Source organism: Micromonospora sp. NPDC007230 (assembly GCF_042869115.1).
GTDB lineage: Bacteria > Actinomycetota > Actinomycetes > Mycobacteriales > Micromonosporaceae > Micromonospora.
Genome location: NZ_JBIAFE010000022.1, coordinates 83,092 through 96,351, shown reverse-complemented (window position 1 = coordinate 96,351; position 13,260 = coordinate 83,092). Strand labels below are relative to the sequence as shown.

Genomic DNA, 13,260 nt, shown 5'->3' with positions numbered 1-13,260 from the left:
TGCCGGCCGGTCGGCCCGGATCACGAGGCAGAATCGTCTTCATGCTCCGTCGCCGTGCCGCCCTGGTCGCCGCCGCCGTGCTCAGCGCGGGTCTGGCCGGCTGCTCCGGCGGGACCGTCCTGCCCGAGCGGGCCGCACCGACCCCGCCACCCAAGGCGACCACGCCGGCGCCGCGGGTACCCACCGGGCACGCCCCCACCGAGAGCTTCGTCGTCGGCGTACGCCAGCTCAAGCTGAACCGCGACGGCGACCGCGCCCTGCCCGTGACCGTCTGGTACCCGGCCCGGGGCGCGGCCGGCGGCGCGCCCGAGCGCTCGGCCGCGGCGGCGGCCGGACGGTTTCCGGTGGTGATGTTCAGCCACGGGCTGGGCGCCCGGCCGGAGGACTACCAGCTGTTGCTCGGCCGCTGGGCGGCGGCCGGGTTCGTGGTGGCCGCGCCGCGGTTCCCGCACACCGGGGCGGGCGGCGACGGCAACGTGCTCGACGTGCTCAACCAGCCGGCCGACGTGTCGTACGCGCTGACCCAGGTGCTCGCCCTCGACGCGAAGGCGGACGACCCGCTGCACGGCCGGCTGGACACCGAACGGGTGGCCGCGGCGGGGCACAGCGCGGGCGGGGTGACCACGATCGGGCTGTTCACGGCGGGCCGGGATGAGCGGCTCGACGCGGGCATCGTCTTCGCCGGTACGGCGCTCGGCGTCGGCACCGCCTTCGCCGGTGCGGCCGCCCCGCAGCTGTTCGTGCACGGCGAGGCCGACGAGGTGGTGAGCTACGCCTCCGGCAAGGCCGCCTACGACGCGGTGCCCTGGCCGAAGGCGCTGCTCAGCCTGCCGAAGGGCGACCACGGCCGGGCCCTGCTCACCGACGGCGCGGCGCTGCGGGTGGTCGCCGACACCACCGTCGAGTTCCTGCGCTGGACGCTCTACGGCGACGCGGCGGCGAAGCAGCGCCTCCCCGCCGACGCCACCCGCGGCGGCCTCGCCACCCTCGACGACCACCTCTGACGCACCCGCGCCGCGCCCCGTCAGGCGGTGTGGTCGATGACCACCTTGCCGAAGACGTCGCCGGAGGCGAGCCGGGCGAAGCCGTCCTCGATCCGGCTGAACGGCACCACGCTGTCGACCACCGGTCGCACCTCGTGCTCGGCGCAGAACGACAGCAGTTCGGTGAGCTCGTCCGGGGTGCCCATCGAGGTGCCGAGGATCTCCAGCTGCATGGCGAAGACCCGGCGCAGGTTGACCTTGGGCTCGTGCCCGGCGGTGGCGCCGGAGACCACGATCCGGGCCATCGGCGCGGCGGACTTCAGCGAGTGGTCGAAGGTGGCCGCGCCGACCGTCTCGATCACCACGTCGACCCGCTCGGGCAGCCGGGCGCCGGGCGCCAGCGCGGTCGCCCCCAGCTCGGTGATCCGTTCCCGCTTGGCGGCGTCGCGGCTGGTCGCGTACACCCGCTTGCCGAGCGCGACGCCGAGCGCGACGGCCGCGGTGGCCACCCCGCCGCCGGCCCCCTGGACCAGCACCGACTCGCCCTCGTCGACCCGCCCCTTGGTGGTGAGCATCCGCCACGCGGTGAGCCAGGCCGTGGGCAGGCAGGCCGCGTCGGTCGCCGACAGGCCCTCCGGCAGCGCCAGCAGGTTCATCCGGGGTACGGCCACCCGCTCGGCGAAGGTGCCGGGGAAGTGCTCGGAGAGGATGGAGACCCCGCGCGGGTCACCCGGGGTGGGCACCACCGGGTAGATGACCACCTCGTTGCCGTCCGGGTCGGTGCCGACCGCGTCGCAGCCGAGGATCATCGGGAGCTGGTCACCGCTGAGGCCCACCCCGCGCAGCGACCAGAGGTCGTGGTGGTTGAGCGAGCTGGCCCGTACCTGCACGGTGACCCAGTCCGGCTCGGGTCGGGTCGGCTCGGGACGGTCGCCGACGGTGAGCGCGGCGAGCGGGTTGTCGGCGTCGAAGGCCGAGGCATAGGCGGCACGCATGATCGGCACGGTAACAAGCTGAGCGCCCGTTAAGAAGGGGCCCTTCCTGTGCAAAATGCAATAAGAAGGGCCCTCCCGTCGACTCAGCGGCGGGCCACCCCGTCCCGGCGGGCCGCCTCGGCGACGGCCTCGGCGACCGCCGGGGCGACCCTCGGGTCCAGCGGGGACGGCACGATCGCCTCCGGGGTCAGCGACTCGGCGACCACCCCGGCGATGGCGTCGGCGGCGGCCACCTTCATCCCGTCGGTGATCCGGGTGGCCCCGGCGTCCAACGCGCCCCGGAACACCCCCGGGAAGGCGAGCACGTTGTTGATCTGGTTGGGGTAGTCGCTGCGGCCCGTGGCGACCACCGCGACGTGCCGGGCCGCCACCTCGGGGTGCACCTCGGGCGTGGGGTTGGCCAGCGCGAAGACTATGCCGCCCGGGGCCATCCCGGCCACCGCCGCCTCGGGGATCTGCCCGCCCGAGACGCCGATCAGCACGTCCGCGTCGCGCAGCGCCTCGGTGATGTCGCCCTGCCGGCCGTCCGCGTTGGTGGTCTCGGCCAGCTCGGCCTTGGTCCCGGTCAGCTCGCGGTGCCGACCGAGGATGCCCTTGGAGTCGCAGACCACCACCTGGTCCGGGTTCACTCCGCCGGCGACCAGCATCCTGGTCACCGCGACGCCGGCCGCACCGGCCCCGCTGACCGCCACCCGCAGGTCGCCGAGCTTGCGGTTGAGCAGGGCGGCCGCGTTGCGCAGCGCGGCCAGCACCACGATCGCGGTGCCGTGCTGGTCGTCGTGGAACACCGGGATCGGTAGCGCCTCGTCCAGCCGGCGTTCCACCTCGAAGCAGCGCGGGGCGCTGATGTCCTCCAGGTTGATCCCGCCGAACGACGGGGCGAGCGCCCGGACCGTCGCCACGATCTCGTCGACGTCCTGGGTGTCCAGGCAGATCGGCACCGCGTCCACGCCCCCGAACTGCTTGAACAGCACCGCCTTGCCCTCCATCACCGGCAGCGCCGCGCGCGGGCCGATGTTGCCCAGACCCAGTACGGCGGAGCCGTCGGTGACCACGGCGACGGTGTGCGACACCCAGGTGTAGTCGTCGACCAGGTCGGGGTCGGCGGCGATCGCCTCGCACACCCGGGCCACCCCCGGGGTGTACGCGAGGGAGAGATCCTCCCGGCTGGTGAGCGGGACGGTCGAGGTGACGGCCATCTTGCCGCCGGCGTGCAGCCGGAAGACGGGATCGGCGGGGTCCGGAGGGGCGGAAGACATGGTGACTCCTGGATCTGTCGAGCAGACGGACCGGCCGGCTCGGCGCGCGGTGGTCAGCGGCCAGCGGGGCGGCGGTGCGGGGGGTCACCCGGGCACTTTCCGAGCATAGTGGCGCACCCGTCACCGGGGTGTGAGCGGGGTCATATCCATTCTTGCCGACCTTTGACCAGCCCGGGATGCGGCCAGTAACGGACCACCACCCGACCCCGGACGTCCGCCACCCCGTACGCCCGGGAGTCGTCGGTGACCAGGTCGTTGTCGCCGCGTAGCCACCATCCGCCGTCCTGCGGACGGACCGCGCGCTTGACCACGAGCAGGTCGGGGCGGCTCCGGAAGACCGCGACCACCACGTCGCCGGGGCGGACCGGCCGGCCACCGACACGCACCAGCACCGCGTCGCCGTGCCGCAGGGTCGGGGCCATCGACGGGCCGGTGACCAGCACCGCCGCCAGTGGGCCGCGCAGCACGGTCGGGTGGGATCCGTTCACCGCTCGCACCGGGTTTCACCTCCCGCCCGCCGGGGAGCATGTCCAGGAGTAATGTCGTCTCGGATCATCGCAAACATCCCATGGAGGACCCTGATGCGCCTTCCCCGCATCCTCACGCCCCGTGTGACCGCCAGCGCCCACTGTGACCTGCCCTGCGGCGTTTACGACCCGGCGCAGGCCCGGATCGAGGCCGAATCGGTCAAAATGATCTGCGAGAAGTACCAGGCGAACACCGACCCGGAGTTCCGCACTCGGGCGATCATCATCAAGGAGCAGCGGGCCGAGCTGGTCAAGCACCACCTGTGGGTGCTCTGGACCGACTACTTCAAGCCGGCGCACTTCGAGAAGTACCCGCACCTGCACCAGCTCTTCAACGAGGCCACCAAGATGGCGGGCGCCGCCGGTGCCAAGGGCGCCACCGACCCGGCCAAGGCCGACGAGCTGCTGTCGAAGATCGACGAGATCTCCAAGATCTTCTGGGAGACCAAGCAGGCGTGACCCCGCCGCCTCCGGCACCGACGATCCGGCCGGCGCGTCCCGAGGACGTGCCGGCCGTCGTCGCGATGGTGCACGAACTCGCCGACTACGAGCGGGCGCCCGAGCAGTGCCACCTCACCGAGGAGCAGCTCACCGCCGCTCTTTTCGCCCCCGCGCCCGCACTCTTCGGCCACGTCGCGGTGGACCGGGCCGATCAGCCCATCGGCTTCGCCCTCTGGTTCCTCAACTTCTCCACCTGGACGGGCGTGCACGGCATCTACCTGGAGGACCTGTACGTCCGGCCGGCCGCCCGGGGCACCGGCGCGGGTCGCCAACTGCTCGCCACCCTGGCCGCGATCTGTGTCGAGCGCGGCTACCGGCGGCTGGAGTGGTGGATGATCAACTGGAACCCGGCGGCCCGGTTCTACTCGTCCATCGGGGCGAGCCCGATGGACGAGTGGGTTCCCTACCGCCTCGCCGGCACGGCGTTGCACGAACTCGCCGCGCAGGCGACGGCCGTCACATCCCCCGACGCCTGACCGGGTAGAGTCCCGCACCAGGGGGATGAGGGTGACTCAACTGACCGGCCAGCCGACGAGCGACGACGTCGTGCACCTCACCGTGCCCGCCGACGGCGGGTATCTCGGCGTGCTCCGCACCGCCACGGCCGGGCTCGCGGCCCGGCTCCAGTTCGCCCTCGACGAGATCGAGGACCTGCGCATCGCGGTCGACGAGGCCTGCGCCATGCTGCTCGCCATCGCCACCCGCAACGCCGAGCTGGAGTGCCGGTTCGCGGTGACCGAGGACGCGCTCACCGTCGAGGTGACCGTGCCGACGGTCCGGGGCGCGACGCTGCCCGCCGAGTCGTCCTTCGCCTGGAAGGTGCTCACCGCGCTGACCACCGCGGCGTCCGCCGAGGCCGGCGACGGCCGGGCCACCATCTCCCTGCTCACCCGCCGCGCCTCCGGCTACTGACCGCGCCGCTCGCGGCGGGACTGCCCTCAGCGGGCGGACGTCAGCCGACGCCGAGGGCCCGGTTGGTCGGCGAGCTGACCAGCAGCCCGGTGACCCCGACACCCAGCGCCATCAGCGGCAGCCCCAGCCAGCCCAGCCCGCCCTGGATCATGTACCAGCCGACCGGTAGCAGCATGAGCTGGAGCACGATGGCGGGTGCCCGGGCACCGGCCTTCCGGCGTACCAGCGCGCCGCCGAGGGCCCAGAGCGCCGCGGCTCCACCGATCGCGAACACCGTCACCAGCAGCGCCGAGGTCAGGTCGGTGGTGGGCGCGGTCAGGTCGGACCAGACCAGCCAGGCGGCGACCAGGCCGAGCGCCACCGCCTCGGCCCGTAGCAGGTGCACCGCCCAGCGGAGCGGGGCGGGGACCGGGTCGGAGTCGATCGTCACGGCGCCACGATACCCGTGGGTAGGCGCGGTACAGTGCCGCCCATGCAGGCCGTCCTGGTGGTCAATCCGAAGGCCACCACCACCAGCGAACGCAGCCGCGACGTCCTGGTCCGGGCGCTGCGCAGCGAAGTCGACCTGTCGGTGCGGTACACCCGCCGGCGGGGGCACGCCGTGGACCTGGCCCGGGAGGCCGCCGAGGAGGGCGTCGACCTGGTGGTCACGCTGGGTGGCGACGGCACGGTCAACGAGGTGGTCAACGGCCTGATGGGCGCCGAGCCGCCGACCTTCCGTACCGGGGACACCTCGGCGGAGCGACTGCCGGCGCTGGCCACCGTGCCCGGCGGTTCGACCAACGTCTTCGCCCGCGCACTCGGGCTGCCCCGCGAGTGGCCCGACGGGACCAGCATGATCCTGGAGGGGCTGCGCCTGGGCCGGTCCCGGACGATCGGCCTGGGCCGGGCGGACGACCGCTACTTCACCTTCTGCGCCGGCTTCGGCATCGACGCGGCGGTGATCCACCGGGTGGAGCGGGCCCGCCGGCGGGGCCGGGTCTCCACGCCGGCGCTCTACCTCCGGTCGACGGTCAGCCAGTACTTCCTGGCGTCCGACCGGCGCCACCCCAGCATCACCCTGGAGCGGCCGGGCGAGACCGCGGAGGCCGAGCTGGCCACCGTCATCGTGCAGAACACCGCGCCCTGGACGTATCTGGGCGAGCGGGAGATCAACCCGAACCCGGGGGCGTCCTTCGACCTCGGGCTGGACGTGCTGGCGATGCGGCAGCTGCGAGTCGCCAGCACGGCACGTACCGTGGCGCAGTTCTTCAGCCAGCAGCCCGACCCGCACGGCCGGCAGGCGCTCCGGCTGCACGACGTGCCGGAGTTCACCCTGGTCTCAGCCCGCCCGCTGGCCTTCCAGCTCGACGGGGACTACCTGGGCGAGCGGGAGAAAGTTAGATTCGCATCCATTCCGGCCGCACTGAGAGTAATCTGCTAGGCCTCGGGTACTCCCGTCCGTTGACACGGTGACCCACCGCTCCCCCGCGGTGGGCGACGGCTTCAGGTCGCGGCGCGGCGTCAGGCGCGCCGCAGCCGAACTGGAGTTGTCGGAGCCACGCCGACGAAAGGGTGCCGGAAATGTCAGCAATGTCACGCAGACTGTACTATATTGATCCTCGACTGTGGCACACCGGGTGACCAGAGCGCTCTGAAACCCGGACAAAAGGGTGGTGAGCCCGCTCACTGTTCGGAGTTTTTCCGAGCGGCACCCTTGACATCGCAGCAGTTCGTGAAAGTATTCACAAGCGAAGTCGTGTTACCGGGACATTGCCTGGATATGCTCGGCAGGTTGAGCTGTTCCAGCAGGTCCTCGGGCCCGCAGCCTGCTCACGCAGCGCCGAATTGATGGATGCTGACCGTCACCAATCGGCAATGCGGATGCATATAGGAAAAGCAACGAAGCGTTATCTGGCCCCCACTTAAGAATGAGGAGTGTTGCCGCCATGGACTGGCGCCACGATGCCGTCTGCCGCGACGAGGACCCGGAGCTGTTCTTCCCGATCGGGACGTCCGGTCCGGCCCTCCTGCAGGTGGAGCAGGCCAAGGCCGTCTGCCGGCGCTGCCCGGTGACTGACCAGTGCCTGCAGTGGGCGCTGGAGTCCGGTCAGGACGCCGGCGTCTGGGGCGGGATGAGCGAGGAGGAGCGCCGCGCGGTGAAGCGCCGCGGCGGTCTCCGGGTGCTGCGCGCTCACTCCGCCTGATCGCACCGCACAGCACGCCCCGGCCGGGTCCACCCGCCGGGGCGTCCTGCTGTCCAGCCCCGGCCGGCTCCGTCCTTGGCGATCATGAGGTTGACCGCGACCTGGACCGCGCCGAGCGCCGCCAACCTCATGATCACCTGAGCTGGGCGCGGCAAGCCGGGGGGCGTCAGCCGAGCTGGGCGGCGGCGCGGCGGAGGACCAGGTCGGCCAGGTCGGGGACGTCGGTGAGCGGCGCGGCGACCGCCGCCGCGCCGGCGTCCCAGGCGGCGCCGCACACGGTGTCGTGGAACAGGCCCGGTGCCAGGAAGTAGGCCGCCACCCCGACCCGGCGGGCCCCGCCCGCCCGCAGCTTCGCCACCGCCGCGCCGGCCGTCGGGGGCGCCGCCGAGGCGTACGACACGCGACACGGGACACCCAGCTCGGCACCGAGCGCCGCGGCGACCCGGCCCACCGAGCCGCGCGCACGGGGATCCCGGGTGCCAGCCGCGGCCAGCACCAGAGCGTCGTACCCGCCCGGCTCCGCCTCGGCCAGCCGGCGGCACAGCCCGGCCAGCAGCCCGGCGTCCACCCGCCCGTCGGCCGGCCCCAGCACGTCGGCGACCCGTACCTCGATCGGTGGCCCGTCCGCGCGCGCGGCGGCGACGGCCGCCGGGATGTCGACCTTCCGGTGGTACGCGGCGGTCAGCAGCAACGGCACCAGCACCGCACGGGAGTGACCGGCGGCGGCGAGCTCCCGCAGCACGGCGGCCGGCCCGGGCTCGGTGTGGTCCAGCCAGCTCGGCAGCACCGTGACGCCGGGGCGGGCGGCCGCCACGGCCCGGGCCAGCGCCCGGGTCGCCTCGGCCGCCCGCGGGTCACGACTGCCGTGCGCGACCAGCACCACCGGCGGGTCGGGCGTCAGGTGTGCAGGCCGCACTCGGTCTTCTCGAACATGGCCCACCGGCCCGCCCGCGGATCCTCCCCCGCCGTCGTCCGGCGGGTGCAGGGCCAGCAGCCGATCGAGCCGTAGCCGCGACCGAACAGCTCGTTGACCGGGATGTCGTACCGGGCGATGTAGGCGTCCACGTCGCGCTGCGTCCAAGCGGCGATCGGGTTCACCTTGACCTTGCCGCGCCGGGCGTCGAAGGCCACCACCGGGGTGTTGGCCCGGGTCGGCGACTCGTCCCGGCGCAGGCCGGCGGCCCAGGCGTCGTACCCGGTCAGCGCCCGCTCCAGGGGCTCGACCTTGCGGAGCTGGCAGCAGTCGTCCGGGGACCGGTTGAACAGCCGTGGCCCGTACTGGCCGTCCTGCTGCCCGACGGTCATCCGCGGCCGGATCGACCGGACGTTCACCGGCAGCCGCCGGGCCACCTCGTCGCGCACCCGGAGCGTCTCCGGGAAGTGCAGACCGGTGTCCAGGAAGACCACATCGACGCCGGGGGCGACCCGGGAGACCAGGTGGGCCAGCACCCCGTCGGCCATCGAGCTGGTCACGCAGAACCGGTCGCCGAACGTCTCGGCGGCCCAGCGGGCGATCTCCAGCGCGGGGGCGTCCGCCAGCTCCCGGGCGGCCGCCTCGGCCAGCGCGCGCAGCTCCTCGGGGTCGCGTCGGAGCGGATCGGCCGGGACCGGCCCGCCGATCCCGACCAGGCCCATGCCGGCGGCGGAGCGCAGGCCGCTCACCGGGTCACCGCCCGAGTGAGCAGGCCGGTGAACTTCACGGTGAAGACCCGCGCACACGCGTGGCACTCCCAGGCGCCGTGCCCGGCCTCGCTCGGCCGCAGGTCCTCCTCTCCGCAGTACGGGCAGTAGAGAGGCGCAGATCGAGCATCGCTCATCGCGCCACCTCGCTTCGCTCGGCACCACGATGAGCCACCGGGGCGCTGAACTGACTGATTCGCTCGCTACGCTCGCTCATCGGAGTTCCTCCTCGTCGACCCTGATCACCCAGTTGGCGAAGGTCTCGCCCTCCGCCCGGCCGGCCAGGTAGCGGCGGGCCAGCCGTTCCACGTACCCCGGAAGTTCCTCGGCGGTGGTCTTCAGGCCGCGCAGCTTGCGGCCGAAGCCGGCCGTCTGCCCCTGCGCCATGCCGAGGCCGCCGCCGAGGTGCACCTGGAAGCCCTCCACCTGCCGGCCGTCCGGGCCGACCACCAACTGGCCCTTGAGCCCGATGTCGGCGACCTGGGTGCGGGCGCAGGCGTTCGGGCAGCCGTTGAGGTGGATCGAGATGTCGGCGTCGAAGTCGCGCAGCCGCTCCTCCAGCCGGGTCACCAGCTCCTCGCCGCGCCGCTTGGTCTCGACGATGGCGAGCTTGCAGAACTCGATGCCGGTGCAGGCCATGGTGCCGCGCCGCCAGGCGGACGGCCGGGGCTCCAGACCGATCCGGCGCAGCTCCGCCACCAGCGAGTCGGTCCGCTCCGACGCCACGTCCAGCACCAGCAGCTTCTGGTACGGGGTGAGCCGCACCCGGTCGCTGCCGTGTGCCTCGACCACGTCGGCGAGCCGGGCCAGCTGCGGCCCGGAGACGCGACCCACCATCGGGGCCGCGCCGACGTAGTGGCGGCCGTCGCGCTGCGGGTGCACGCCGATGTGGTCGATCGGCTTGTCCGGCAGCTCCGCGGCCGGGCCGTCGAGCAGCGTCCGGCCCAGGTACTCCTTCTCCAGCACCTCGCGGAACTTCTCCACACCCCAGTCGGCGACCAGGAACTTCAGCCGGGCCCGGTTACGCAGCCGGCGGTAGCCGTAGTCGCGGAAGATGCCGACCACGCCGGCCCAGACATCTGGCACCTCGGCCAGCGGCACCCAGACGCCGAGGCGCTTGGCCAGCATCGGGTTGGTGGAGAGGCCACCGCCGACCCAGAGGTCGAAGCCGGGACCATGCTCCGGGTGCTGCACGCCGAGGAAGGCGATGTCGTTCGCCTCGTACGGCGTGTCGACCAACCAGGAGATCGAGGTCTTGAACTTGCGGGGCAGGTTGGAGAACTGCTTGTCGCCGACGTACCGGCGGACGATCTCGTCGAGCGCCGGCGTCGGGTCGACCACCTCGTCCCGAGCCACCCCGGCGACCGGGCTGCCCAGCACGACGCGGGGGCAGTCGCCGCACGCCTCGGTGGTCTGCAGGCCCACCTCCTCCAGGCGGCGCCAGATCTCCGGCACGTCCTCCACCCGGATCCAGTGGAACTGGATGTTCTGCCGGTCGGTGATGTCGGCCGTGTCCCGGGCGAACTCCCGGGAGATGTCGGCGACGACCCGCAGCTGCGCCAGGTTGAGCTCGCCGCCGTCCACCCGGACCCGGAGCATGAAGAACTCGTCCTCCAGCTCGTGCGGCTCCAGCACGGCCGTACGCCCGCCGTCGATGCCCGCCTTGCGCTGGGTGTAGAGCCCCCACCAGCGGAACCGGCCGCGCAGGTCCTGCGGGTCGATGGAGGCGAAGCCCCGGTGGGCGTAGATGTTCTCGATCCGGGCCCGCACGTTCAGCGGGTCGTCGTCCTTCTTGATCCGCTCGTTCGCGTTGAGCGGCTCGCGGTGCCCGACGGCCCACTGCCCCTCGCCACGGGCGCGGCGGGGCGCCCGCGCGGCGGGCGGGTTGTCGGCGCGGGTGGGGGTGCTGCTGACCGCCATCGCGGCGTCCTCCGTTGTCTGCTGTGCCTGGGTACGCAAACGCGGCGGCCGGCCCTGCCAAGGGCCGTGGACGGCGATGTCGATGACGGCCGGCGCGGTAGCGCGCCCGAGACGGATGGGTCGGGCGTCGTCAGTGGGCCGGACAGATCGCGCTGCGCACGCGGCCGTAATCGACGTGGCGGCGGGCCACGAAGCGGCGGACGACAGCGGCGGTCATGCGCCATATGCTCCCACAACCCACGGTGGCCGGCCAACGGCCGAGTGTGTGATCCCACATCACGGGCATTGACGATGATCCACTACCGCGAGGTACGGCTGGCGGGGGGTGGCCGGATCGCTCTCGGAGCAGCCGCCCAGTCACGTTGTGGCCGCACCCGCGCACGTTGTGGCCGCACCCGCGCACGGAGTGGCCGCACCCGCTCACGAGGTTGCCGGCGCAACTCACGTTGTGGCCGCGCCGTTCACGGGGTGGCCGGCGCCGCGAATCGGCCGACCCGCGCGGCGGACCTGTGTGACGCTGCGACAGGTGAGCACTCCTGCGTCGCCCACACCGGCCGGGCCGATGGACGACCGCCCGAGGTGGTGGGTCGCGGCGGCGCCGGCGCTGCTCACGCTGGTGGTCACCCTCGCCGGGATCGGGCACGCGCAGCCGTGGCGGGACGAGCTGGCCACCTGGAGCGCCGCCACCCGCCCGGTGGGCGACCTGATCCGGCTGGCCGGCACCATCGACGCCGCGACCGGGCCGTACTACCTGGCCATGCATGGCTGGACGACGCTGGCCGGGACCTCGCCGACCGCGCTGCGGCTGCCGTCCGCGCTCGCCATGGCCGGGGCCGCCGCGCTCACCGCCCGGCTCGGCGAACGGCTGGTCACCGCCCGGGTCGGGTTGATCGCCGGGCTGCTCTTCGCCGCCCTTCCGAGCACCTCCCGGTACGGCCAGGAGGCCCGCCCGTACGCCCTCGCCACCTTCCTCGCCGTGCTCGCCACGCTGCTGCTGGCCGGCGCGCTGCGCCGGCCGACGGGGCGACGCTGGACCGGGTACGCCCTGGCCGTCGCCGCCCTCGGCCTGACCCACCTGATCGCCCTCACCCTGCTCGCCGCGCACGGGCTCGTGGTGCTGCTCGCCGCCTGGCGCGGCCCGGCGGCAGCCGGCCCCGGCGCGCCGACCTCCGATGCGGCCGGCAGCGGCGCGACCGGCGATCGGGCAGGCAACCACGGAGCCAGCAACCGGGCGACCAACCGCGGGGCCGGCGACCGGAGGAGCGACCGCGCGACCCGCGACCGGGCGGGCGATCGCGGTGCCGCCCGGGGCACGACCGGCAGCCGCGCCGCCGGCGGCGTCGGTGGCGGCGATCCCAGCCAGGACCAGCGCTGCGGTGAGGGCGGCCGGGCGAACGGGGAGCGGGCGGCGGGCGAACAGCCGGTCAGCGACGGACCGGCGGGCAGGTGGCGTGGGCCGCTGGGGTGGTGGGTGGTCGCGTTGCTGCCGGCGGCACTGCTGGTCACCCCGCTGGTGCTGATCGCCGGCGGGCAGCGGTCCCGACAGCTCGACTGGGTGCACCTGGCCCGCCCCGCCGACCTGACAGCGCTGCCCAGTGGGTTGGCGCAGAGCGGGGTGGTGGGAGGGCTGCTGGTCGGCCTCGCCGCGCTCGGCGCGGGGCGGCTCGGCCGCCGGGCGCTGCTCCCCGGCGCCGCCGTCCTGCTGCCCGTACTGCTGCTCTTCGCCGCCGGGACGCTCGTGCCGCTCTGGGTGACCCGCTATCTCGTCTTCACCGTGCCGTTCGCCTGCCTGCTGGCCGGGGCGGCGTTGGCCGGAATACGGCTGCCGCCGGCGCTCGCCGTGGTGGCCCTGGCCGGGGTACTCGGCCTGCCCGACCAGGCGGCGCTGCGCCGTACGCACGAGTGGCCGCGCACCGCACCCGTCGACTACCGGGGCGCGGCCCGGATCATCGCCGAGCACCAGCAGCCGGGCGACGCGATCGTCTACTCGCCCCGGGAGAGTTGGCTCTTCCTCGACCTGGGCATGGCGTACCACCTGGGGGCACGGCGGCCCCGCGACGTGCTGGTGGTCCGCGACCAGCGGCAGCGCGCGGACCTCTGGGCCAGCGAGTGCGACCGGCCGGCGGAGTGCCTGACCGGGGTGGAGCGGCTCTGGCTGGTGGTGTCCGGGCGGCGGACCGATCCGGTGGCCGCGGTGCCGGGCTCCAAGGGAGGGGCGTTGCGCGACGGTTTCACCGTGCAACAGGTCTGGCCCCGCCCCGGCATCACCGTCGCCCTCCTCACCCGCTGAAGCCCTC

The 13,260-nt window shown here is 73.6% G+C and carries 15 protein-coding genes; 7 read left to right on the top strand and 8 right to left on the bottom strand.

The window, feature by feature from the left end; all coding sequences use genetic code 11:
* Positions 1–41 precede the first annotated feature (41 nt).
* On the top strand, positions 42–1,004 hold the full coding sequence (locus tag ACFYML_RS26985) for an alpha/beta hydrolase family protein (RefSeq protein ID WP_387423293.1): 963 nt from the start codon (positions 42–44) through the stop codon (positions 1,002–1,004).
* A gap of 20 nt (positions 1,005–1,024) precedes the next feature.
* Here the strand turns inward: ACFYML_RS26985 and ACFYML_RS26980 are convergent, their stop codons facing one another.
* From ACFYML_RS26980 to ACFYML_RS26970, 3 genes are all read right to left on the bottom strand, one after another.
* On the bottom strand, positions 1,025–1,987 hold the full coding sequence (locus ACFYML_RS26980) for a zinc-binding dehydrogenase (RefSeq protein WP_387423292.1): 963 nt from the start codon (positions 1,985–1,987) through the stop codon (positions 1,025–1,027).
* Between the two features lie 74 nt (positions 1,988–2,061).
* Positions 2,062–3,237 (bottom strand): NADP-dependent malic enzyme, encoded by a 1,176-nt coding sequence (locus tag ACFYML_RS26975; RefSeq protein ID WP_387423291.1) that lies wholly within the window; start codon positions 3,235–3,237, stop codon positions 2,062–2,064.
* Between the two features lie 140 nt (positions 3,238–3,377).
* Positions 3,378–3,734, bottom strand: a complete 357-nt coding sequence (locus tag ACFYML_RS26970) for a S24/S26 family peptidase (RefSeq protein WP_387423290.1) — start codon at positions 3,732–3,734, stop codon at positions 3,378–3,380.
* An 84-nt stretch (positions 3,735–3,818) separates the two neighbouring features.
* On the opposite strand from ACFYML_RS26970, the gene sodN reads away from it, so the two are divergent.
* The 3 genes from sodN (at position 3,819) to ACFYML_RS26955 (ending at position 5,177) form a co-directional block, all read left to right on the top strand.
* Positions 3,819–4,223, top strand: a complete 405-nt coding sequence (sodN, locus tag ACFYML_RS26965) for a superoxide dismutase, Ni (RefSeq protein WP_073834713.1) — start codon at positions 3,819–3,821, stop codon at positions 4,221–4,223.
* Between the two features lie 65 nt (positions 4,224–4,288).
* Entirely contained in the window at positions 4,289–4,741 is a 453-nt protein-coding gene (locus tag ACFYML_RS26960; RefSeq protein WP_387423331.1) for a GNAT family N-acetyltransferase, read from the top strand.
* A 31-nt stretch (positions 4,742–4,772) separates the two neighbouring features.
* Entirely contained in the window at positions 4,773–5,177 is a 405-nt protein-coding gene (locus ACFYML_RS26955; RefSeq protein WP_387278812.1) for an ATP-binding protein, read from the top strand.
* A 40-nt stretch (positions 5,178–5,217) separates the two neighbouring features.
* On the opposite strand, the gene ACFYML_RS26950 is transcribed toward ACFYML_RS26955, so the two are convergent.
* A complete protein-coding gene (locus ACFYML_RS26950; RefSeq protein ID WP_357439926.1) occupies positions 5,218–5,607 on the bottom strand; it encodes a hypothetical protein in 390 nt (129 codons plus the stop codon).
* A gap of 42 nt (positions 5,608–5,649) precedes the next feature.
* Between ACFYML_RS26950 and ACFYML_RS26945 the strand changes: the two genes are divergently transcribed.
* Positions 5,650–6,600: a diacylglycerol/lipid kinase family protein gene (locus tag ACFYML_RS26945; RefSeq protein ID WP_387423289.1), complete on the top strand. Its 951-nt coding sequence runs from the start codon at positions 5,650–5,652 to the stop codon at positions 6,598–6,600.
* 505 nt (positions 6,601–7,105) lie between these two features.
* Entirely contained in the window at positions 7,106–7,363 is a 258-nt protein-coding gene (locus ACFYML_RS26940) for a WhiB family transcriptional regulator (RefSeq protein WP_073834718.1), read from the top strand.
* A 166-nt stretch (positions 7,364–7,529) separates the two neighbouring features.
* Here the strand turns inward: ACFYML_RS26940 and ACFYML_RS26935 are convergent, their stop codons facing one another.
* The 4 genes from ACFYML_RS26935 to ACFYML_RS26920 all read right to left on the bottom strand — a co-directional run bounded on the left by ACFYML_RS26935 (position 7,530) and on the right by ACFYML_RS26920 (position 10,963).
* Positions 7,530–8,279: a sirohydrochlorin chelatase gene (locus ACFYML_RS26935; protein WP_387423288.1), complete on the bottom strand. Its 750-nt coding sequence runs from the start codon at positions 8,277–8,279 to the stop codon at positions 7,530–7,532.
* Positions 8,261–9,025 carry a phosphoadenylyl-sulfate reductase gene (locus ACFYML_RS26930; RefSeq protein ID WP_387423287.1) on the bottom strand — a complete coding sequence of 255 codons (765 nt, stop codon included), beginning with the start codon at positions 9,023–9,025 and terminating at the stop codon, positions 8,261–8,263. The genes ACFYML_RS26935 and ACFYML_RS26930 overlap by 19 nt, the downstream gene beginning before the upstream one ends.
* Complete coding sequence (locus tag ACFYML_RS26925) at positions 9,022–9,180, bottom strand: hypothetical protein (RefSeq protein ID WP_357439915.1); 159 nt, start codon at positions 9,178–9,180, stop codon at positions 9,022–9,024. Before ACFYML_RS26925 ends, ACFYML_RS26930 begins: the two co-directional genes overlap by 4 nt.
* A gap of 76 nt (positions 9,181–9,256) precedes the next feature.
* Positions 9,257–10,963, bottom strand: a complete 1,707-nt coding sequence (locus ACFYML_RS26920) for a nitrite/sulfite reductase (protein ID WP_387423286.1) — start codon at positions 10,961–10,963, stop codon at positions 9,257–9,259.
* A gap of 562 nt (positions 10,964–11,525) precedes the next feature.
* Here ACFYML_RS26920 and ACFYML_RS26915 point away from each other — a divergent pair.
* A complete protein-coding gene (locus ACFYML_RS26915; protein WP_387423330.1) occupies positions 11,526–13,253 on the top strand; it encodes a glycosyltransferase family 39 protein in 1,728 nt (575 codons plus the stop codon).
* Positions 13,254–13,260 lie beyond the last annotated feature (7 nt).

Coding starts and splice junctions, on each gene's coding strand:
- ACFYML_RS26960 (WP_387423331.1), top strand. CDS start 4,289: ATGGTGCACGAACTCGCCGACTACGAGCGGGCGCCCGAGCAGTGCCAC.
- ACFYML_RS26940 (WP_073834718.1), top strand. CDS start 7,106: ATGGACTGGCGCCACGATGCCGTCTGCCGCGACGAGGACCCGGAGCTG.
- ACFYML_RS26925 (WP_357439915.1), bottom strand. CDS start 9,180: ATGAGCGATGCTCGATCTGCGCCTCTCTACTGCCCGTACTGCGGAGAG.
- ACFYML_RS26920 (WP_387423286.1), bottom strand. CDS start 10,963: ATGGCGGTCAGCAGCACCCCCACCCGCGCCGACAACCCGCCCGCCGCG.
- ACFYML_RS26975 (WP_387423291.1), bottom strand. CDS start 3,237: ATGTCTTCCGCCCCTCCGGACCCCGCCGATCCCGTCTTCCGGCTGCAC.
- sodN (WP_073834713.1), top strand. CDS start 3,819: ATGCGCCTTCCCCGCATCCTCACGCCCCGTGTGACCGCCAGCGCCCAC.
- ACFYML_RS26985 (WP_387423293.1), top strand. CDS start 42: ATGCTCCGTCGCCGTGCCGCCCTGGTCGCCGCCGCCGTGCTCAGCGCG.
- ACFYML_RS26915 (WP_387423330.1), top strand. CDS start 11,526: ATGGACGACCGCCCGAGGTGGTGGGTCGCGGCGGCGCCGGCGCTGCTC.
- ACFYML_RS26945 (WP_387423289.1), top strand. CDS start 5,650: ATGCAGGCCGTCCTGGTGGTCAATCCGAAGGCCACCACCACCAGCGAA.